Below are 20,219 nucleotides of genomic sequence, written 5' to 3' on the forward strand. Positions count from 1 at the left end.
TCACCCCGAGCGCAGCGTTTTTTACGTGCTCGCCGCCGGCTCCGGCATGCGGTGGCGGGATCCCGCAAGGCAACGAACGGGACGTCGCTGTTGTGGAGGCGGTCGGGGCGTCCGGAGCGGGCTCGGCGAGGCGCCGCGCGCCCGCGCGAACTGGGCAGTGCGGTGGGGTGGGTGATCGTCCGGCTTGCAGGGTGCGAACGGGTAGATCCGAAGGGGCCTGCGTGGCGGGTCACGCGAATTACCGCTCGTGGTGCGAGACGGCATCGCGCTCCTGTGGCGCAAGCGGCCCGTGAAGATCCTTCTGGCCAGGACATTCAGGCGAGTTGGGGCACGCGGAGGGCACGGCGAGGGCCGAGAGGTCTCAGCAACGGAGAAGGCCCAGGTCGCTGACCTGGGCCTTCTTACAAGAGCGGATGACGGGAATCGAACCCGCGCTATAAGCTTGGGAATCACCCGGGGCTTGGGCCCTTATGGGCTGCTAACCTGCGAAAACGCGCCTTCCGGGGATACTGTCGGGGGCTCCGGACGGTCCCCTGTTGGCCGCTGTTTACCGCGCTGACTGGCACGTAATGGCACGCGCCGCCCAGAGTGCTGCGCGCTGATCGCCGACCTTTTTCCGCCCGTCAGCCTTGCTTGGTGAGCTCGCCGCTCAGTCCCGGCGCGGTCGCCTGCAGGCTGCCGCTGGTGTTCAGCCTGAGGGTCACTTGTACGGGCTGGCCGCTGCACAGGGCATCGGTACTGACCGACGACTCGGTGACCGTGATTGATTTGGCTGACGCAGAGACCAGGATGTCTGCGCCTGCGCACTGGACGCCGAGGACGGCGCTGGTACTCGTGGAATGCCCGATCGTCTCGCCCGTGTTGCCCTGCGTCAGCTCGATGCGGTACGTAACGGTCACTGCAGACGTCGTACCGCCCACGGCGCCCTGCCAGATCCCGAGGAAGGCAGCCGGGACGCCGACGGGCAGCTGCGCGGACTTTGGGGCGGTTTGTCCTTGCGGCTTGCCGGGGGAGTTCGAGTCCGCAGATGGCTGGGCCGGTGCCGCGCCCGTTCCCTGCGAATTCCCGTCCTCGTGGGCCTGCGAGCCGTGCGAAAGCCACAGCGTCAGCGCGGCGGTGGCTGCCACTGACACTGCGGCAACACTTGCCACCATCACACCATTCCGGCCTCGGCGGGGCGGTGTTCCCTGCGCCCAAGGCCCCTGCTGGGGATACGGCGGCATGCTCGGACCAGTCCGCGGGGTCGACGGTTGCGCCTGTGGTGACGCCTGAGGCATCGGTGGTGTCTGCGGCGGGGCCGAGGCTCCTACCTGAGTTGCCGGCTGATGCCGGGGCAACGGCTCAGACGGCGCCGGCCCCCACCTGGTGGACGGCACGCTGCCGTCTGACAGCGGTCGTGGTTCTGCGCCTGTCGGCGCGCCGACACCGCTTGCGCCCACGCCCGTATCGAGGTCCAGCAGCTCAACGGCCAGCTGTGCCAACGAGCCGGATATCGCAGCCGGCAGCCATCCGCCCTGGCCGAGCCGCAGGGTACCGGCCCCGCCGCTCTCAAGCCGCTTCCGCAACTGAGCCGGCGTCGGCCGGTCACCGGGCTCCTTGGCCAAGCAGTCGAGTACGAGGTCGCGCAGGTCTCCGTCGAGACCGCCGAGCTCCGGCTCCTCGTGGAGCACGCGGTACAACAGCACCGCCGCACTCGTGGCATCCCCGAACGGAGAGATGCCGGTCGCGGCAAAGGCCAGGACCGCGCCCAGTGAGAAGACGTCGCTGGGCGGCCCGGCCGGCCTCCCCTGCGCCTGCTCGGGCGACATGTAGCCGGGCGATCCGACCACGAAGCCGGTCTGAGTAAGCGTGGTGGCCGCATCCAGCGCCCGGGTGATGCCGAAGTCGATCAGACGCGGACCGTCCAGAGCCAGCAGCACATTCGATGGCTTGACATCCCGGTGCACCAGCCCCAGGCCGTGCACCGCCCCCAGAGCTTCGACGAGCCCGGCACCGAGAGTGCGGACGGACTGGGCCGACAGCGGCCCGAACTCCCCTACAGCCGCGCCGAGTGTGGGACCGGCGACGTAGCCGGTGGCCACCCAGGGGTGCTCACTCTCAGTGTCGGCGTCCAGAACCGGGGCCGTCCACTGACCGCCCACCAGGCGGGCTGCCGCAACTTCCTGACGGAATCGGGCCCGGAACTCGGCGTCGGCGGCGAACTCGCTGTGCACCACCTTGACGGCGACCGTCCGGCCACCGGCTGTCCGCCCGAGGTAGACCCGCCCCATCCCGCCCGCGCCGAGCCGACGCAGTAGCCGGTATTCACCGATTCTCTCAGGATCATCCGCCGCCAATGGCTCCATGCCGAGCACGCCCCCTAGCCGGTCTCCCTGACAGAACAAGACCGTACCGGGAGCACAGTTGGTTTGACGGTCAAATGATCTGACGTGCCAACTCCGCCGGTTGGATGGGGTGTCGGGCCGTCCAGCTGTCCGCCCTCCCCGTCGGCCCGCAGGCACGGCGACGGGATCTGGTGGGCGGGCCGGCACGCCCGGCGTGAAGCCGCTGCCGTGGACGACCCGGCGAGCGATCTTGCGATAGGCGTGCGTATCGCGGGCCGGGGTCAGTGGTGCGCACCTGGAGCCCAACCCTGTTGACCTGCAAGAATGCCGGTCTCAAGGCCGGTAGTCCGGGGGTCGGGATGGCCTCTGTCCGACCGGCCTGTGGCGCCGCCGACTCCCTGGGCTTGCACTCGTCCCGCACGGCGCTCTCTGTGATGTCCGTGACCGGATGCCGTGGACGCAAGCGATGACCGTTCAGGTGGCGGATCCCGTGTGTGCAGGGGGTGTGCGGCGGTGTGCGGCGAGGGCGAGGGCTGGGCCGATGGCCAGGAGGACGGCGAGGGCCGCGTAGCCGTAGATGAGGGTGGTCAAGGTGGCGATGGCGGCGACGAGTAGCGGGCCACCCGCATCGCCGAGTTCGCGCCCGAGTTCGGCGGCTCCCATGGTCTGGCCAAGGCGTTCTTGCGGGGAGGAGGAGGCCAGGATGGCGAAGCCCAGGGGAGTGATCAGGCCGGTGCCGGCGCCGATGAGTGCGGCGGCCGTCAGGACGCCGGCGAGACCGGGCAGCATGGCGCAGGCGAGCCCGGCGGCGGTGGTCAGCAGGCCGATGGTGATGCCGGTGGGTGCGGTGATGCGGCCGGTGTCCAGGGCGTGTCCGGCTTTGGGCTGGACGATGGCCGCGCACAGGGCCAGTACCGAGACGGCCGCGCCGGTGGCCACCGTGCCGAGTCCGGCTGCCCGCCCGGAGACGGGCAGGAAGCCGACGCCGACGGAGAGGGCCGCGGTCGCGCCCGCGAGGGCCGCGGTCGGCCGGAGGAACGCGGCGTCGGTCAGTCGACGCGCCAAGTCCGCCACGGTCTGCCGGGTGCGCGGCAGCGGAGATACGTGCGGTACGGCGAGTGCCGCCCATACAGCGACCGCGGCGGCGAGTACGGCCATGACGGTGAACAGCAGGCGCAGGCCGCCCGCCCAGACCAGGACTCCGCCGAGCAGCGGGCCCAGGGTGCAGCCGATGGACTTGTAGAAGCCGTAGCTGCCGAATGCCCGCCCGTGCTTGGCGGCCGGGTTGAGGCGGGCGACCAGAGCGGAGGCCGAGGGGGAGAAGGCGGAGGCGCCGGCGCCCTGGCCGAGGCGGGCCGCCCACAGCCAGCCGGGGCTGTCGGCGAGGGCGTACACGGCGGACGCCGCGGCGAAGGCGACCAGTCCGCCGAGCAGCACCGGGCGGGCGCCGATGCGGTCCGCGAGGGCGCCGAACACCGGCTTGAGCAGCACCTCGGCCCCGTCGTAGAGCGCGAGCAGCCCGCCCAGCACCATCAGCGAGGTCACCGCGTCCTCGGAGAATCCGCCGAGGTTGGCGGCGATGCCGTGGGCGCCGAAGGCGGTGGTGAAGGCGGCGGCGTACAGCGGCCACATCTGCCGCGCCGGCGCGGGGTGGGCGGCCGCGTTTTCGGTCATCGGCTCTCCTGCGTGTTCTTGGGCGGTGCGCGGAAGACCTGCTCCGCGCGCGGGCGCGGGCGCCATGGATCAGCCGCGTGACGCTGCGTGCTTGGCCATCTCCAGGAGGGCCTCCAGGTCGTGTGCGGCTTCGGCGGCGCACAGTCCGGTCGCCAGCAGCAGGCCGGCGGTCAGGGCGAGGGGGAGAACGCGGTTGTGCGGGGGAGGGGCCATGAGGGCCGCGACCCGCCTGGGTACGGGGCCCGGCCCGGCCTGGCCGAGGCCGAGGATGCCCAGGGCGGCGCGGGGAATCCGGGAGCGGGCACGGGTGTGCCTGGCGGCAAGGGCCGCCTTGCCCACGGTACGGGCGACCCGTCTCCGGTCGCCGGTGGCGGTGGCCGCGCTCTCGTCGGCCCATCGCTCGACGGTGTAGGTGATGGTGGCGGCGAGGGGCCGGAGCAGCGGGTTGGCTGCGGAGGCGAGCTGGGCGAAGGCCACGAACAGGTGGTGGTGGTGCCTCAGGTGGGCGCGTTCATGGGAGAGCAGGATTTCGTGTTCGGCGGGGTCGAGGGCGTCGAGCATCCCGGTGGAGACCACGATGCGCCCTGGACGTCCCGGGATGGCGTACGCCTCGGCGGCCGCGTCCTCGACCACGACCAGTTGGTCCCGGCCTGGCATGCACGCGGCTTCGGCGGCGGCTGCGGCCAGGGTCCGGACCCGTCGGCACAGCATCCAGGCCGCTGCGGCGACAGCAGCCGCGAGCAGGGCACCGGCCAGCAGGCCCACCGACAGGGAAGCAGGATCGTGGTCCTGGGCCACCTGTGCCGACCAGCGTCCGTTGGCGAGCCGGGCGAGCAGGGGGAAGCGGATCAGCCCGGTGATCGCGAGCATGCCCAGGACCAGGCTGCTCGCGGCGGCCAGCACCACCGCGCCGAAGGTCAGCAGCCAGCTGGCCAGGCGCGGGGGCAGCCGCTCGCCCAGCGGCCTGGCGGCCAGGGCGGCCACCAGCGGGAAGAGGAGTGGCAGGTAGACGGCGTAGCGCATCGGGGCGGCCTACTGCCCGGAGTCCAGCAGTCGGCGCAGCAGTTCCTCGTCGTCGCTGGAGAGGTCGTCGACGAAGCGGGTCAGTACGGCCTCGCGGTCCGGCCGACGGTCCAGCACCTGGCGCATCTCGCGGGCGGCGAGTCCGGATTCGTCGGCGACCGGGGCGTATGCGAACGCTCGCCCGCGCGGGCTGCGACGCAGCAGGCCCTTGGCGTAGAGACGCGACAGGGCGGTGACGACGGTGCTGTACGAGAGGCCGCCGCCGAGGACGTCCTTGACCTCGCGCGGGCTCAGCGCCTGCGGGGCGGCGTGCTGCAGCGCGCCGAGGACCTCGGCCTCCAGCTCGCCCTTGGCCCGGCCGCCCTTGGCTGCTGCGGATTCGTCTGGGGCGGTTTCGTCTGCGGCCATGGCCCTGGCCACCTCCTGCGCTATCTTCTACATTCGCGTAGAAGCTTCTACGTGGATGTAGAAGCTGTCTGCCTGCCCAGAGTCTGCCATGCCCACCCGCGTCCGGGCACTTCAGACAGCGAACACAGTCAGGCGGCGAACCCAGGAGGATGTCGCGTGAGCACAGCAACGGCGGCCCACACCCCGCAACACACCAGCGCGGCGGCCCGTGCCGAGGGCCTGACCAAGGCGTACGGCACCGGCGAGACCCGTGTCGTGGCACTGGACTCGGTCCAGGTATCGGTGGAGCGCGGGGAGTTCGCCGCGATCATGGGCCCGTCCGGCTCGGGCAAGTCGACGCTCATGCACTGCCTGGCCGGACTGGACACCCCGACCGGCGGGCAGATCTGGATCGGCGATACCGAGATCACCGGGCTGGCGGACAAGCACCTCACCCGGCTGCGCCGCGACCGGGTCGGCTTCGTCTTCCAGGCGTTCAACCTGCTCCCGACGCTCACCGCGCTGGAGAACGTCACCTTGCCGATGGACATCGCGGGCCGCCGGCCTGACGCCGCATGGCTGGACCAGGTCATCGACACCGTGGGGCTGCGCGACCGGCTGGGGCACCGGCCGGGTGAGCTGTCCGGCGGCCAGCAGCAGCGGGTGGCCTGCGCGCGAGCGCTTGCGAGCCGCCCGGAGATCATCTTCGCCGACGAGCCGACCGGCAACCTCGACTCCCGGGTCGGCGCCGAGGTCCTGGCCTTCCTGCGCCGCAGCGTCGACGACCTCGCCCAGACCATCGTGATGGTCACCCACGACGCGGTCGCCGCCTCCCACGCGGACCGCGTGGTCTTCCTCGCCGACGGCCGCATCGTCGACGAACTGGCGCAGCCGACCGCCGACTCGATCCTCGACCGGATGCGGCAGTTCGACGGCGCCGGACGCAGGAGCTGACCGACCATGATCAAGGCAAGCCTGCGCAACTTCCTCGCCCACAAGGGCCGCATGGCCCTCTCCACCCTCGCCGTCCTGCTCGGCGTGGCCTTCGTCTCCGGCACCCTCGTCTTCTCCGACACCATCAACGCCGCCTTCACGAGCCTGTCCGCCTCCACCGCGGCGGACGTGACGATCAAGCCGAAGCAGGCGTTCATCCCGGAGGTCGAGGACCGCGCACTGTCCGGCGAGACCCCCACACTTCCCGCGGACGTGGTGGCCAAGGTCGCCGCCGTCCCCGGCGTACGGGCCGCACACGGTCAGATCAGCCTGCAGAACCTCACCGTGGTCGACAAGGACAACAAGCCGGTCGGACCCACCACCGGCGCCCCCACCCTCGGCCAGAACTGGTACGACAACCCCCAGGTCCATCTCACCCAGGGCCACGCCCCCACCCAGGCCGGCGAGCTGGTCATCGACCAGGCCAGCGCCCAGCACAAGGGCATCCGCCTCGGCGACCCCCTGCACGTCCTGACCCCCGTCGGCTCCACCCCGGCCACCGTGGTCGGCATCGCCGCCTTGAGCACTGGACAGCGTCCAACGTCCTTGGCTGGTGTGACGATGGTCTACGTCGACACCGACACCGCCCAACGGCAACTGCTCGGCAAGCCCGGGGCCTTCACCACCGTCACCGTGGACGTCGCCCCCGGCACCTCCCACACCACCGCCCAGCGACGGATCCACGACGCGCTCGGAGACACGTACTCGATCGCCACCCAGGAGGAGCAGGCCCAGTCCGCCGCCCAGCAGATCAGCTCCTTCCTCGGCGTCGTCACGTACGCCCTGCTCGGGTTCGCCGGCCTCGCGGTGCTGGTCGGGATCTTCCTGATCCTCAACACCTTCTCCATGCTGGTCGCCCAGCGCACCCGCGAACTCGGCCTCCTGCGGGCCCTGGGCGCCGGGCGGGGCCAGGTCACCCGCTCCGTACTGACCGAGGCCCTGTTGCTCGGCGTCACCGGCTCCACCCTGGGCCTGGCCGCGGGCATCGGCCTGGCCGCCACCCTGAAGACACTGATCGGCGACTTCGGCGTCGACCTGTCCGCCACCCACCTCGTCATCAACCCGCTGACCCTGGCGGCCGCGTACGGCGTAGGCGTGCTCGTCACCCTGATCGCCGCCTACCTGCCCGCCCGCCGCGCCGCCAGGATCTCCCCGATGGCAGCCCTGCGCGAAGCCGCCGCGCCCCCGGTCACACCGCTCGGGCGCCGCACCGCCCTCGGCGGCGCGCTGCTGCTGGCCGGCCTCGGCGCCCTGGCTGCGGCCGCCACCCACCACGACACCCTCGTCACGGCCGCCGCCCTCCTGGGAACCGGCATCGCGGCTTCGCTGATCGCCCTGGTCGTCCTCGGCCCGGCACTCTCCCGCCTCGTCGTGCACGGCCTCGGAGCCCCGTACCCGAGGCTGTTCGGCGCGGTCGGGCGCATCAGCCGCCTCAACGCCGTACGCAACCCGCGGCGCACCGGCGCCACCGCCGCCGCCCTGATGATCAGCCTGTCCCTGGTCGGCGCGGTCGCCGTCCTGGCCGCCTCCCTCACCACCTCCATCAGCCGCGACGTCGACCGCACCCTCGGCGCCGACTATGTCCTGACCGGCAACGGCCAGCAGCCCATCGGCCACGAGATCGCCGACAAGGTCCGCACGCTCCCCGGTATCCAGGCCGTCACCCGCCAGCGCTACGCCCTCGCCCATGTGGGCGGGTTCCAGGTGGTGGTGGCCGGCGTGGACGCGGCCACGGTCGATCAGGCCGTCAAACCCCAGTACGTCACCGGCACCACCGCCGACGTCGCGGCCGGAAGGCTGATGGTCGACCAGACCACCGCCACCGCCGACCACCTCACGATCGGCTCCCCGGTCGAACTGCGCTTCCAGAACGGCAACATCGCAACCCTCCCGGTCGGGGCGATCAGCAAGCCCCCCGCCGGAGCCGGCAAGGACGGCGGCACCTTCGAGGTCTCCCTCGACACCCTCACCACGTACGCACCCGAGGCCCAGGACTTCACCCTCTACGTCAACAGCGCACCGGGCGCGGACAAGAAGCAGCTCCAGACCGCCCTCGACACGGCCATGGCCGGCTACCCCCAGGTGACCGTCCAGAGCCAGGCCGACTACAAGAACCAGATCACCGGCCAGGTCGACACCGTGCTCTACCTCGTCTACGCCCTGCTCGCCCTCGCGATCCTCATCGCGGTCCTCGGCGTCATCAATACGCTCGCCCTGTCCGTGATCGAACGGACCCGCGAGATCGGACTGCTGCGCGCCGTCGGCACCTCACGGCGCCAGATCGCCCGGATGATCCAACTCGAATCCGTACTCATCGCCCTCCACGGCGCCCTGCTCGGCCTCGGCCTCGGGCTCGCCTGGGGCATCGCCGGGCAGAAGGTCCTCACGCTGTACGGGATCACCACACTCAGCATCCCCTGGACGACCATCCTCGCCGTCCTGGCGGGATCCGCCCTGGCAGGCCTGGCCGCGGCCGTCCTGCCTGCGATGAAGGCGTCCCACACCAAGGTCCTGACCGCCATCGCCACCGCATAGCGCAATGCGCCGGCGGGGTGGTGCACCTGTCGAACGCGCATTGCCGGACTGGGACTTCGGCTCCGGTCCGGCATGCGAGAAGGCTGCCGAGAACCGCCAACAGGCGCACGTGGTGCAGAGGTGGCGCGTGGCACCTGAGGAGGTCTAGACAACGAAGAAGGCCCAGGTCGCTGACCTGGGCCTTCTTTAAAGAGCGGATGACGGGAATCGAACCCGCGCTATAAGCTTGGGAAGCTCATGTTCTACCATTAAACTACATCCGCACAGCGGGCCAATTGTCTGGTGCCGCATCGTTGCACACTCTACCCCATGATCGCTTGTCGGTGAATTCGGCCCGGTGGCGGGGTGGTGGGGGGGTCGGGAGGGTGGGGGTACGGGCTGCTGTGGGGCGGGAGTTGGGGCGTACCGTGGGGGTGCGGAGCGGCGACTGGAGTGGGTCTTGTTGATCCCCTAATGTGGCGATTCGTCGCAGTACAGCTGGTTGGGGAAAGGGACTCGATGGAGCACACCGTCGTCCGTTGTGCCGAAGGGCACGTATTCAGTACCGCTTCGTTCCCGATGCAGCAGCTCGGGGCGGCCCGGATCGGGCCCGGGCGGCTCATCCGGTGTCCGCGGTGCGCGCGGCTGCGGCACGCTGTGCCCGTGGGCTCGCTGAAGCGGTAGCGGACGGACGCGCGCGGGCGCACTCGATTGGGGGTGGCCCGCGCGCTCTGCGTATCCTCGGGGCGTGCTTCTCTCCGACAAAGACATCCGTGCCGAGATCGACAGCGGACGGGTTCGCATCGACCCGTTCGAGGATTCGATGGTGCAGCCCTCCAGCATCGACGTACGGCTCGACCGGTTCTTCCGGGTGTTCGAGAACCACCGTTACGCTCACATCGACCCCGCCACCGAGCAGCCGGATCTGACCCGGATGGTCGAACCCGACGGCGACGAGGCGTTCATCCTCCACCCGGGCGAGTTCGTCCTCGCCTCGACGTACGAGGTCATCTCGCTTCCGGACGACATCGCCTCCAGGCTGGAAGGCAAGTCCAGCCTGGGGCGCCTGGGGCTGGTGACGCACTCGACCGCCGGGTTCATCGACCCCGGGTTCTCGGGGCACGTCACGCTCGAACTGTCGAACCTCGCCACCCTGCCGATCAAGCTGTGGCCCGGGATGAAGATCGGGCAGCTGTGCCTGTTCCGGCTCAGCACGCCCGCCGAGTTCCCGTACGGGAGCGAGCGCTACGGCTCGCGCTACCAGGGGCAGCGCGGACCGACGGCCTCGCGGTCCTTCCAGAACTTCCACCGCACCCAGGTGAGGCACCAGGCATGAGCGAAGTACGCGAGAACCTCGACTACGAGCGGTTCGGCCGGGCCGTCCGCGAGCTGGCGCAGACCATCGCCGACGACGGCTACGAGCCCGACGTCATCCTGAGCATCGCCCGCGGCGGGGTGTTCGTGGCGGGCGGGCTGGCCTACGCGCTCGACTGCAAGAACATCCACCTCGTGAACGTGGAGTTCTACACCGGGGTGGGCACGACGCTGGAGATGCCGGTCATGCTGGCGCCGGTGCCCGAGGCGATCGACTTCACCAACAAGAAGGTGCTGATCGCCGACGACGTCGCCGACACCGGCAAGACGCTCAAGCTCGTGCACGACTTCTGCGTCGACCACGTCGCCGAGGTCCGCTCGGCGGTCATCTACGAGAAGTCCCACTCCCTCGTGAAGTGCGAGTACGTGTGGAAGAAGACCGACGAGTGGATCAACTTCCCCTGGTCGGTCGAGCCGCCCGTCGTGAAGCGGGAGGGTCAGGTTCTTGACGCCTGACCGACCCGCGGGTCGTTTCCGCATGACAGAGGGCCCGTACGCGCCGCGTACGGGCCCTCTGTCATGAACGGGAGCGGGGCTACAGGGTGCCCAGCTTGATGATCGACAGCAGGGCGATCAGCTGGATCGCGGACGCGCCGAGCGCCTTCTGCCACGGCAGGTCGTGGGACTTGCTGACCATCGAGGTGAACAGGGCGCCCGCCGCCACCCAGGTGGCCCAGCCGAGGACCTGGACCAGGAGGTTGTCCCCGCCCAGGAAAACGGCGAAGAGCAGCCGCGGGGCGTCCGTGATGGACATGACCAGCATCGACAGGCCGACCGTGGGCTGCCACGAGCCGTCGCCGCCGAGCTGGCGGGCCAGGGTGTGGGTGACCGCGCCGAGGATCAGGCCGCAGATGACGAAGGCCACGGCCGAGCTGAGGACGATCGGGACGGCGTTGGCGAGGGTCGCGTGGATGACGTCCTCGCGGGCCTTGTCGAAGCCGAAAACCGCGAGCAGGCCGTACAGGAACGTCACGATCAGCGCCGGACCCCATACGGGGTAGTCGCGCATCCGCAGGAAGGTCGGGCCGGGCTGCATGACGATGCCCCGGAGCAGCTCCTTCCACCTCAGCCGCGGACCCGTCGGCCCGGCCGGGGCCTGGGCCGCGCCCGCGTGATAGGTCGCGCCCTGGCTGTACGGGTCCTCGCCGTAGGCGAAGGCCTGCGTGTGCCCGGGGTTGTCCGCGTACGAACCTCCGCCGTAACCGCCCTGCCCGCCCTCTCCACCGGGGCCGCCGGGGCCGCCGGGGCCGCCGTGCCCGCCCGCGTACGGCGGGCCGCTCGGGGCGCCCGTGTGCGGGTCGTAGTACTCCGGCTCGCCGTGGCCCCCGGGTGACGGGAGCGGCCACTGCTGCTGCGGTGGCGGCGGCCCTGCCGGGGGATAGGACGGCTGACCGTACGGCGGCGCTTGCTGCTGCCCGTACGGCTGTTGCTGCTGCGGGGGTTGTTGCGGACCGCGGTTGTTGTTCCGGCCGCGTCCCATCCTGAATCCTGCCACGTGATCGAACGTACCTGGTCCGGCGGTCGGCGGTGTGCGGGCGGCCGGAACCGGGGGCCTTTGCGGCTGACCTGTGACATCCCCTAGGGGAACCCCCGAGGGCCAGCCCCCGGACCGATTTACACGGCTGTGGGGGACTCTGTGGGCTCTCGTTACGTTCCCTACCTCATACGCACATATGTCCTCCGTAGCTTCGGATGCGTCGCCACCACCGAGTTCACGAGGAAGAGCCGATCCATGCGTAGCACCCGTCGCAACACCCTCCGCGCCGCCGCCGTCACCGCTGGAGCGGCCGCCGTACTGGCCCTGCCCGTGGGCGCCGCCTTCGCCGACTCCCCGGCCACCCCGGACCCGCAGGTCCAGCCCGGGATCGTGCAGCCGGTCACCGACCCGACGCCGACGCCGGACCAGGGCAAGAACCCGGACCAGGGCAAGAACCCGGGCGAGGGCAAGGGCAAGGACGCGGACAGGGGCAAGGACGCGGACAGGGGCAAGGACGCGGACAAGGGGAGCGTGCGCGGGTTCGTCACCACGGTCAGGCTCGCCGACGGCTCGGTCGCCAAGGTCTACAAGATCAACGACAACCACGTCGAGGCCGACATATTCGACGGGTCCACCACGCTGGACACCCTCGTCAGCCGCAACGGCGAGGCCGCCTACGGCCAGAACAACGGCATGCGCGTGGTCCTCCAGCCGAGCGGCACCGTGACCTCCTGGATCGAGACCGCGCCGAAGCCCGACCCGAAGCCCGAGCCCAAGCCCGACCCGAAGAAGGGCCCGAAGAAGGACGGGACGAAGGACGAGGCCCGCAAGGAGACCTCCGTCGCGGTCACCATGGCCGACGGCCGGACCGCGCAGCTGATCGACGGCCCGCACGGCAAGCGCGTCGAGCTGTTCACGCCGAAGGGCCGCTTCCTCGGCGCCATCGACCTCAAGAACCCCGGCGCTGTCCACCACGGCTGGACGTACAAGCTGGTCCAGGACGGCAACCGGGTGAAGTTCGTCGTCATCGACGGCAAGAACGGCGGCAGCAGCTGGGTCTACGACTTCAGCGGCAAGCTCATCGAGAAGTACACCGCCGAGAAGCGCACCGAGAAGCGCGCCGACCAGCACACCGAGAAGAAGAAGGCCGACAAGCCGGTCGAGAAGCCCGTCCGCCACGAGGCCGACCGGGTCGTGCCCAAGGGCAGCGTCGAGGCGGGCGCCGAGGGCGTCGCCCAGAAGACCGGCGCGGGCGCCCCGGCCCTGGTCGCCGCGGGCGGTGGCATGGCCGCGGTCGGCGCCGCGGGCCTCGGCTTCGCGATGCTCCGCCGCAACCGCACCGGCCGGCGCTGACCCGAGCTGACCCCGTACGGAGATACGGAAGCGGCCGGCTCCCCTTTCCAGGGGTGCCGGCCGCTTCCGTGCCTGCCTCCTACTGAGCGGGTGCCGGCTCCGGCTCCGACTCCGGCTCCGCGGGCGTCCGTACCGAGTCCAGCAGCAGCTGCGCCACGTCGACGACCTGCACCGACTCCCTCGCCTGTCCGTCGTTCTTCTTGCCGTTGACCGAGTCGGTCAGCATGACCAGGCAGAACGGGCACGCGGTCGAGATGATGTCCGGGTTCAGGGACAGGGCCTCGTCGACGCGCTCGTTGTTGATGCGCTTGCCGATCCGCTCCTCCATCCACATCCGCGCGCCACCGGCGCCGCAGCAGAAGCCCCGCTCCTTGTGGCGGTGCATCTCCTGCTGGCGCAGGCCCGGGACGGCCGACATGATCTCGCGCGGCGGCGTGTAGACCTTGTTGTGGCGGCCCAGGTAGCAGGGGTCGTGGTACGTGATCAGGCCGTCCACCGGGGTCACCGGGGTGAGGCGGCCCTCGTCGATCAGGTGCTGGAGCAGCTGCGTGTGGTGGATGACCTCGTAGTCGCCGCCGAGCTGCGGGTACTCGTTCGCGATGGTGTTGAAGCAGTGCGGGCAGGTCGAGACGATCCGCTTCGCCGACTTCGGCTTCTTCGTCGCCGGGTCCTCGTCGTCCTCGCCGAAGGCCATGTTCAGCATGGCCACGTTCTCCTGGGCCAGCTGCTGGAACAGCGGCTCGTTGCCCAGGCGGCGCGGGGAGTCACCCGTGCACTTCTCGTCGCCGCCCATGATCGCGAACTTGACGCCAGCGATGTTCAGCAGCTCCGCGAAGGCCTTCGTGGTCTTCTTGGCCCGGTCCTCCAGGGCGCCCGCGCAGCCGACCCAGTACAGGTAGTCGTACTCCGAGAGGTCCTCCGCGTCCTTGCCGATGATCGGGACCTCGAAGTCGACCTCCTTCGTCCACTCGACGCGCTGCTTCTTGGCCAGCCCCCAGGGGTTGCCCTTCTTCTCCAGGTTCTTGAGCATCGTCCCGGCCTCGCTCGGGAACGCGCTCTCGATCATCACCTGGTAGCGCCGCATGTCGACGATGTGGTCGATGTGCTCGATGTCGACCGGGCACTGCTCCACGCACGCGCCGCAGCTGGTGCAGGACCACAGCACGTCCGGGTCGATGACGCCGTTCTCCTCGGCGGTGCCGATGAGCGGACGCTCCGCCTCCGCCAGCGCCGCCGCCGGTACGTTCGCCAGCTGCTCCGGTGTCGCCTTCTCATTGCCCTCGGCGTCCTTGCCGCCGCCCGCGAGCAGGTACGGGGCCTTGGCGTGCGCGTGGTCGCGCAGCGACATGATCAGGAGCTTCGGGGACAGGGGCTTGCCCGTGTTCCAGGCCGGGCACTGCGACTGGCAGCGGCCGCACTCGGTGCAGGTGGAGAAGTCGAGGATGCCCTTCCAGGAGAACTGCTCGACCTGGGAGACGCCGAAGACGTCGTCCTCGCCCGGGTCCTCGAAGTCGATGACCTTGCCACCGCTCGTCATCGGCTGGAGCGCGCCGAGGGCGGTGGATCCGTCGGCGTTCCGCTTGAACCAGATGTTCGGGAAGCCGAGGAAGCGGTGCCAGGCGACACCCATGTTGGTGTTCAGCGCGACCACGATCATCCAGATCAGCGAGGTGCCGATCTTGATCATCGCGGTGAAGTAGATGAGGGTCTGCAGCGTGCCGACCGAGAGGCCCTTGAAGGCCAGCACCAGCGGGTACGAGAGGAAGTACGCCGGCTCGTAGCTGTCGATGTGGTGGATCGCGCCCTCGAGGCCGCGCAGCGTCAGGATCGCGAGGCCGATGGTGAGGATGACGTACTCGACGAAGTACGCCTGCCAGGACTTCGAGCCCGCGAAGCGCGACTTGCGACCGGCCCGCGAGGGCAGGCTGAGCAGCCGGACGGCGATCAGCACGAGGATGCCGAGGATCGTCATCACGCCGATGAACTCGATGTACAGCTCGAACGGCAGGAACTCGCCGATGATCGGCAGCGTCCAGTCCGCCTGGAACAGCTGGCCGTAGGCCTGCGCCAGCGTCGGCGGCAGGGTCAGGAAGCCGATCGCCACGAACCAGTGGGCGAAGCCGACGATGCCCCAGCGGTTCATCCTGCTGTGGCCGAGGAACTCCCGGACCAGGGTGAGGGTTCGGGCCTTCGGGTCGTCGGTACGGCTGCCGGCCGGGACCGGCTGGCCGAGCCGGACGAACCGGTAGATCTGCGCCACGGCTCGGGCGAGCAGCGCGACGCCGACCACGGTCAGGACCAGCGACACGATGATCGCGGCGAGTTGCATGGAAAGGCTCCTCGGGCGGGCCAGGGCGGGCACTCGGGCACTTACTAAGCAGTAACTTAGTCAGTCAAGCCTTGAGGTTACCCATTCCCCGAGCCGCAATGTAGCCGAGCGCGCGGTGATCTGTGTCGCTCAGGCCACCCTTTGCGGTTCGTCCTTCCGTACGGGCCCCGGCGCGGGCTCCGCCGCGGCCCCGAGTCCGCTCGCGAGTCCGCCCGTACGCAGGGCCGCGCGCGGGGTCTGCGCGAGGATCGCCAGGTCCATCCCGAGCCAGTGGTTCTCCACGTAGTGACGGTCCAGCAGGTCCATCTCCTCCCAGGGCAGGTCCGAGCGCGCGCTGACCTGCCACAGGCCGGTCATCCCCGGGCGCACCAGCAGCCGTTCGGGGTGCTCCGCGCGGGCCAGGGGGCGCGGGCCGACCAGGGACATCTCGCCGCGGAGCACGTTCAGCAGCTGTGGGAGGCCGTCCAGGGCGTACCGGTCCAGGGCGGCGCCGACGCGGCCGCCGCCCTCCGTGCGGAAGCGCCAGGTGCGAAAGGGGCGGCCCGCGAGGCCGGCGCGGGTCTCGCGTACGAAGACGCCCGCGCGGGGGACGGCGTACAGGAGCGCGCAGAGCGCGGCCAGCGGTACGGCGAGCAGGGCCAGCAGGATCGTTGCGCCGAGGAGGTCGGCGACCCGCTTGGCGGGCGGGGCGGCGGGCAGCCGGAGTGGGGGACGCGGGGGGAGCGGCGGCATGGGGGCACCGTGCCGTACGCCTCCGGCGGGGGGTGGGGGGCGCGCTGCGGCAGGGCCGTCCGGGTCCCCCGCTCGGCCCTGCGGGCCGCCTGCCGGGGCTCCGCCCACGACCCCGCGACTCGATCGCCGGCGGGGCTGTCAGATGCTCCCCGCTGAGCGTAAGGGCAGGCTAAAAGTTGAGTGGGCTCGACTCATGTCTGTTGACGACGTGGGAGGGATGGGGCATCCTTGAGTCTGTTCCACTCAAGTCAGTGTTGCTGGAGGAATTAAAATGGCACGTGCGGTCGGCATCGACCTGGGCACCACCAACTCGGTCGTCAGCGTTCTAGAAGGCGGCGAGCCCACCGTCATCACCAACGCCGAGGGCGCCAGGACCACGCCGTCCGTCGTCGCCTTCGCCAAGAACGGCGAGGTCCTCGTCGGCGAAGTGGCCAAGCGCCAGGCGGTCACCAACGTCGACAGGACCATCCGGTCGGTCAAGCGCCACATGGGCACCGACTGGAAGATCAACCTGGACGGCAAGGACTTCAACCCGCAGCAGATGAGCGCCTTCATCCTGCAGAAGCTGAAGCGCGACGCCGAGGCCTACCTGGGTGAGAAGGTCACGGACGCGGTCATCACCGTCCCGGCCTACTTCAACGACTCCGAGCGTCAGGCGACGAAGGAAGCCGGTGAGATCGCGGGTCTGAACGTCCTGCGCATCGTCAACGAGCCGACCGCCGCCGCCCTGGCCTACGGTCTCGACAAGGACGACCAGACCATTCTCGTCTTCGACCTCGGCGGCGGCACCTTCGACGTGTCGCTCCTGGAGATCGGTGACGGCGTCGTCGAGGTCAAGGCCACCAACGGTGACAACCACCTCGGTGGCGACGACTGGGACCAGCGCGTCGTCGAGTACCTCGTGAAGCAGTTCCAGAACGGCCACGGCGTCGACCTCGCCAAGGACAAGATGGCCCTGCAGCGTCTGCGCGAGGCCGCCGAGAAGGCGAAGATCGAGCTGTCCTCCTCCACGGAGACCTCGATCAACCTGCCCTACATCACGGCGTCCGCCGAGGGCCCGCTGCACCTGGACGAGAAGCTCACGCGCGCCCAGTTCCAGCAGCTGACCGCGGACCTGCTGGAGCGCTGCAAGGCGCCGTTCAACAACGTCATCAAGGACGCGGGCATCAACCTGTCCGAGATCGACCACGTGGTCCTCGTCGGCGGCTCGACCCGTATGCCCGCCGTCGCCGAACTGGTCAAGGAACTGACCGGCGGCCAGGACGCCAACAAGGGCGTCAACCCGGACGAGGTCGTCGCCATCGGCGCGACCCTGCAGGCCGGTGTCCTCAAGGGTGAGGTCAAGGACGTACTGCTCCTCGACGTGACCCCGCTGTCCCTCGGTATCGAAACCAAGGGCGGCATCATGACCAAGCTGATCGAGCGCAACACCACGATCCCGACCAAGCGGTCCGAGATCTTCACGACGGCCGAGGACAACCAGCCGTCCGTGCAGATCCAGGTCTACCAGGGCGAGCGCGAGATCGCGGCGTACAACAAGAAGCTCGGCATGTTCGAGCTGACGGGCCTGCCCCCGGCCCCGCGTGGCGTCCCGCAGATCGAGGTCTCCTTCGACATCGACGCGAACGGCATCATGCACGTGACCGCGAAGGACCTCGGCACGGGCAAGGAGCAGAAGATGACCGTCACCGGCGGCTCCTCGCTCGGCAAGGACGAGGTCGACCGCATGCGCCAGGAGGCGGAGCAGTACGCGGACGAGGACCTGCGCCGCAAGGAGGCGGCCGAGTCCCGCAACCAGGGCGAGCAGCTCGTCTACCAGACGGAGAAGTTCGTCAAGGACAACGAGGACAAGGTCCCGGCCGACGTCAAGGCCGAGGTCGAGGCGTCCATCGCCGAGCTGAAGGAAAAGCTCAAGGGCGAGGACACCGCCGAGATCCGCACCGCGACCGAGAAGCTCGGCGCCGTCAGCCAGAAGCTCGGCCAGGCGATCTACGCCGACGCCCAGGGCGCCCAGGCCGCCGGTGGCGCGCCGACCGGTGACGCGGACCAGGCCAAGGCCGACGACGACGTCGTCGACGCCGAGATCGTCGACGACGAGAAGCCGAAGGGTGGCGCTGCCTGATGTCGGAGGAGACCCCGGGCTTCGACGAGAAGCCCGAAGTCCCCACCGGCGACACGGCGGACGACGCCGCTGCCGAGCCGAAGGCCGCCGACTCCTCCAAGGAGGAGAAGGCGGCCCCGGCCGGGGACGCAGGAGCAGCCGAGGACCTCGGCAAGGAAATCGCTCTGCTGGCCCAGCTGGACCAGGCCCGTACCGCGCTCGGTGAGCGCACCGCGGACCTCCAGCGGCTCCAGGCGGAGTACCAGAACTACCGTCGCCGGGTCGAGCGGGACCGGATCGCGGTCAAGGAGATCGCGGTCGCGTCCCTCCTGACCGAGCTGCTCCCGACGCTCGACGACATCGGCCGGGCGCGGGAACACGGCGAACTGCTCGGCGGGTTCAAGTCGGTGGCCGAGTCCCTGGAGACGGCCGCCGCCAAGATGGGCCTGCAGCAGTTCGGCAAGGAGGGCGAGCCCTTCGACCCGACGATCCACGAGGCGCTGATGCACTCGTACGCGCCGGACGTCACCGAGGACACCTGCGTGGCGATCCTGCAGCCGGGGTACCGGATCGGCGAACGTACGATCCGTCCCGCGCGGGTCGCGGTGGCCGAGCCCCAGCCGGGCGCTGCCGCTCCGGCCAAGTCCGAGGACGCGGCGGAGCCGGGTACGGATTCGGACGGGCCCGACAAGGGCTGATGTCAGCACGTCACGAGAGGAGGGCCACCGGGGATGAGCACTAAGGACTTCGTCGAGAAGGACTACTACAAGGTCCTCGGTGTTCCGAAGGACGCCACCGAGGCCGAGATCAAGAAGGCGTACCGGAAGCTCGCCCGCGAGTTCCACCCGGACGCCAACAAGGGTGACTCCTCGGCCGAGGAGCGCTTCAAGGAGATCTCCGAGGCGCACGACATCCTCGGTGACCAGAAGAAGCGCAAGGAGTACGACGAGGCCCGCGCGCTGTTCGGGAACGGTGCGTACTTCAACCAGGGGGGCCGCGCCGGTCCTGGTGGCAGTGGCGGCTTCTCCAACTTCGACCTGGGTGACCTCTTCGGTGGCACCCAGGGCGCGGGCGGAGCGGGCGCCGGCGGCTTCGGCGGCGGCCTCGGCGACGTGTTCGGCGGCCTCTTCAACCGCGGTGGCGCGGGCGCGGGTGCGGGCACCCGCACCCAGCCGCGCCGCGGCCAGGACATCGAGTCCGAGGTCACCCTCTCCTTCACGGAGGCGGTGGACGGGGCCACGGTGCCGCTGCGGATGTCCTCCCAGGCTCCCTGCAAGGCGTGTTCGGGCACCGGCGACAAGAACGGCACCCCCCGGGTGTGCCCGACCTGTGTCGGCACCGGGCAGGTCTCGCGCGGCAGCGGCGGCGGGTTCTCGCTGACCGACCCCTGTGCGGACTGCAAGGGTCGCGGTCTGATCGCGGAGACCCCCTGCGACATCTGCAAGGGGAGCGGGAGGGCCCGTTCCTCGCGCACCATGCAGGTCCGGATCCCGGCGGGCGTCTCCGACGGCCAGCGGATCCGGCTGCGCGGCAAGGGCGCCCCGGGCGAGCGCGGCGGTCCGGGCGGCGACCTGTACGTCGTCGTCCACGTCGGCGGCCACCCGGTGTTCGGGCGCAAGGACGACAACCTCACGGTCACCGTGCCGGTCAGCTTCGCCGAGGCGACGCTGGGCGCCGACATCAAGGTGCCGACCCTGAACGGCCCCGCGGTGACGCTGAAGCTGCCGCCGGGCACCCCCAACGGGCGCACGATGCGCGCCCGCGGCAAGGGCGCGGTCCGCAAGGACGGCACCCGCGGCGATCTGCTGGTGACGGTCGAGGTGGCCGTCCCGACGGAGCTGTCGGACAAGGCACGCGAGGCGCTGGAGTCCTACCGGGACGCCACGGCCTCCGAGGACCCGCGCTCCACCCTGTTCGAGTCCGCGAAGGGAGCATGAC

At 70.3% G+C, this 20,219-nt stretch carries 16 protein-coding genes and 1 tRNA gene; 9 read left to right on the forward strand and 8 right to left on the reverse strand.

The window, feature by feature from the left end:
- Positions 1 to 623 precede the first annotated feature (623 nt).
- The 4 genes from QMF80_RS17035 to QMF80_RS17050 form a co-directional block, all read right to left on the reverse strand.
- Positions 624 to 2,345 carry a serine/threonine-protein kinase gene (locus QMF80_RS17035; protein WP_283454248.1) on the reverse strand — a complete coding sequence of 574 codons (1,722 nt, stop codon included), beginning with the start codon at positions 2,343 to 2,345 and terminating at the stop codon, positions 624 to 626.
- Positions 2,346 to 2,798: 453 nt separating this feature from the next.
- A complete protein-coding gene (locus tag QMF80_RS17040) occupies positions 2,799 to 3,956 on the reverse strand; it encodes an MFS transporter (protein WP_283454250.1) in 1,158 nt (385 codons plus the stop codon).
- 111 nt (positions 3,957 to 4,067) lie between these two features.
- The gene (locus QMF80_RS17045) at positions 4,068 to 5,021 is read right to left on the reverse strand and encodes a M48 family metalloprotease (RefSeq protein WP_283454109.1); all 954 of its coding nucleotides are present in this window, start codon (positions 5,019 to 5,021) and stop codon (positions 4,068 to 4,070) included.
- A 9-nt stretch (positions 5,022 to 5,030) separates the two neighbouring features.
- Positions 5,031 to 5,429: a BlaI/MecI/CopY family transcriptional regulator gene (locus tag QMF80_RS17050; protein ID WP_283454111.1), complete on the reverse strand. Its 399-nt coding sequence runs from the start codon at positions 5,427 to 5,429 to the stop codon at positions 5,031 to 5,033.
- 156 nt (positions 5,430 to 5,585) lie between these two features.
- On the opposite strand from QMF80_RS17050, the gene QMF80_RS17055 reads away from it, so the two are divergent.
- Complete coding sequence (locus QMF80_RS17055; protein ID WP_283454113.1) at positions 5,586 to 6,362, forward strand: ABC transporter ATP-binding protein; 777 nt, start codon at positions 5,586 to 5,588, stop codon at positions 6,360 to 6,362.
- A 6-nt stretch (positions 6,363 to 6,368) separates the two neighbouring features.
- Entirely contained in the window at positions 6,369 to 8,936 is a 2,568-nt protein-coding gene (locus QMF80_RS17060) for an ABC transporter permease (protein ID WP_283454115.1), read from the forward strand.
- Positions 8,937 to 9,128: 192 nt separating this feature from the next.
- Here QMF80_RS17060 and QMF80_RS17065 read toward each other — a convergent pair.
- Positions 9,129 to 9,199, reverse strand: a tRNA-Gly gene (locus QMF80_RS17065).
- A gap of 190 nt (positions 9,200 to 9,389) precedes the next feature.
- On the opposite strand from QMF80_RS17065, the gene QMF80_RS38070 reads away from it, so the two are divergent.
- From QMF80_RS38070 to QMF80_RS17075, 3 genes are all read left to right on the forward strand, one after another.
- Positions 9,390 to 9,599, forward strand: a complete 210-nt coding sequence (locus tag QMF80_RS38070) for a hypothetical protein (protein WP_349372215.1) — start codon at positions 9,390 to 9,392, stop codon at positions 9,597 to 9,599.
- Positions 9,600 to 9,663: 64 nt separating this feature from the next.
- On the forward strand, positions 9,664 to 10,251 hold the full coding sequence (dcd, locus tag QMF80_RS17070) for a dCTP deaminase (protein ID WP_283454117.1): 588 nt from the start codon (positions 9,664 to 9,666) through the stop codon (positions 10,249 to 10,251).
- Positions 10,248 to 10,745, forward strand: a complete 498-nt coding sequence (locus QMF80_RS17075) for a phosphoribosyltransferase (RefSeq protein ID WP_283454118.1) — start codon at positions 10,248 to 10,250, stop codon at positions 10,743 to 10,745. Before dcd ends, QMF80_RS17075 begins: the two co-directional genes overlap by 4 nt.
- Before the next feature lie 79 nt (positions 10,746 to 10,824).
- Here the strand turns inward: QMF80_RS17075 and QMF80_RS17080 are convergent, their stop codons facing one another.
- Positions 10,825 to 11,784, reverse strand: coding sequence for a Yip1 family protein (locus QMF80_RS17080; protein WP_283454120.1), 960 nt, complete (start codon positions 11,782 to 11,784; stop codon positions 10,825 to 10,827).
- Between the two features lie 237 nt (positions 11,785 to 12,021).
- On the opposite strand from QMF80_RS17080, the gene QMF80_RS17085 reads away from it, so the two are divergent.
- Positions 12,022 to 13,119 carry a hypothetical protein gene (locus QMF80_RS17085; RefSeq protein ID WP_283454122.1) on the forward strand — a complete coding sequence of 366 codons (1,098 nt, stop codon included), beginning with the start codon at positions 12,022 to 12,024 and terminating at the stop codon, positions 13,117 to 13,119.
- A 79-nt stretch (positions 13,120 to 13,198) separates the two neighbouring features.
- Here QMF80_RS17085 and QMF80_RS17090 read toward each other — a convergent pair whose 3' ends face one another.
- Both QMF80_RS17090 and QMF80_RS17095 read right to left on the reverse strand, forming a co-directional pair.
- The gene (locus tag QMF80_RS17090; protein WP_283454124.1) at positions 13,199 to 15,448 is read right to left on the reverse strand and encodes a (Fe-S)-binding protein; all 2,250 of its coding nucleotides are present in this window, start codon (positions 15,446 to 15,448) and stop codon (positions 13,199 to 13,201) included.
- Between the two features lie 129 nt (positions 15,449 to 15,577).
- On the reverse strand, positions 15,578 to 16,180 hold the full coding sequence (locus tag QMF80_RS17095) for a sugar transferase (RefSeq protein ID WP_283454126.1): 603 nt from the start codon (positions 16,178 to 16,180) through the stop codon (positions 15,578 to 15,580).
- Between the two features lie 271 nt (positions 16,181 to 16,451).
- Between QMF80_RS17095 and dnaK the strand changes: the two genes are divergently transcribed.
- Genes dnaK through dnaJ form a run of 3 tightly spaced genes read left to right on the forward strand, consistent with a single transcriptional unit; the run spans position 16,452 to position 20,218 of the window.
- On the forward strand, positions 16,452 to 18,302 hold the full coding sequence (gene dnaK / locus QMF80_RS17100) for a molecular chaperone DnaK (RefSeq protein ID WP_283454128.1): 1,851 nt from the start codon (positions 16,452 to 16,454) through the stop codon (positions 18,300 to 18,302).
- A complete protein-coding gene (gene grpE / locus QMF80_RS17105) occupies positions 18,302 to 18,979 on the forward strand; it encodes a nucleotide exchange factor GrpE (protein ID WP_283454130.1) in 678 nt (225 codons plus the stop codon). The genes dnaK and grpE overlap by 1 nt, the downstream gene beginning before the upstream one ends.
- A gap of 33 nt (positions 18,980 to 19,012) precedes the next feature.
- Complete coding sequence (dnaJ, locus tag QMF80_RS17110) at positions 19,013 to 20,218, forward strand: molecular chaperone DnaJ (protein ID WP_283454132.1); 1,206 nt, start codon at positions 19,013 to 19,015, stop codon at positions 20,216 to 20,218.
- The last annotated feature ends 1 nt before the right edge of the window (position 20,219 follow it).

Source organism: Streptomyces sp. G-G2 (assembly GCF_030063135.1).
Lineage (GTDB): Bacteria > Actinomycetota > Actinomycetes > Streptomycetales > Streptomycetaceae > Streptomyces.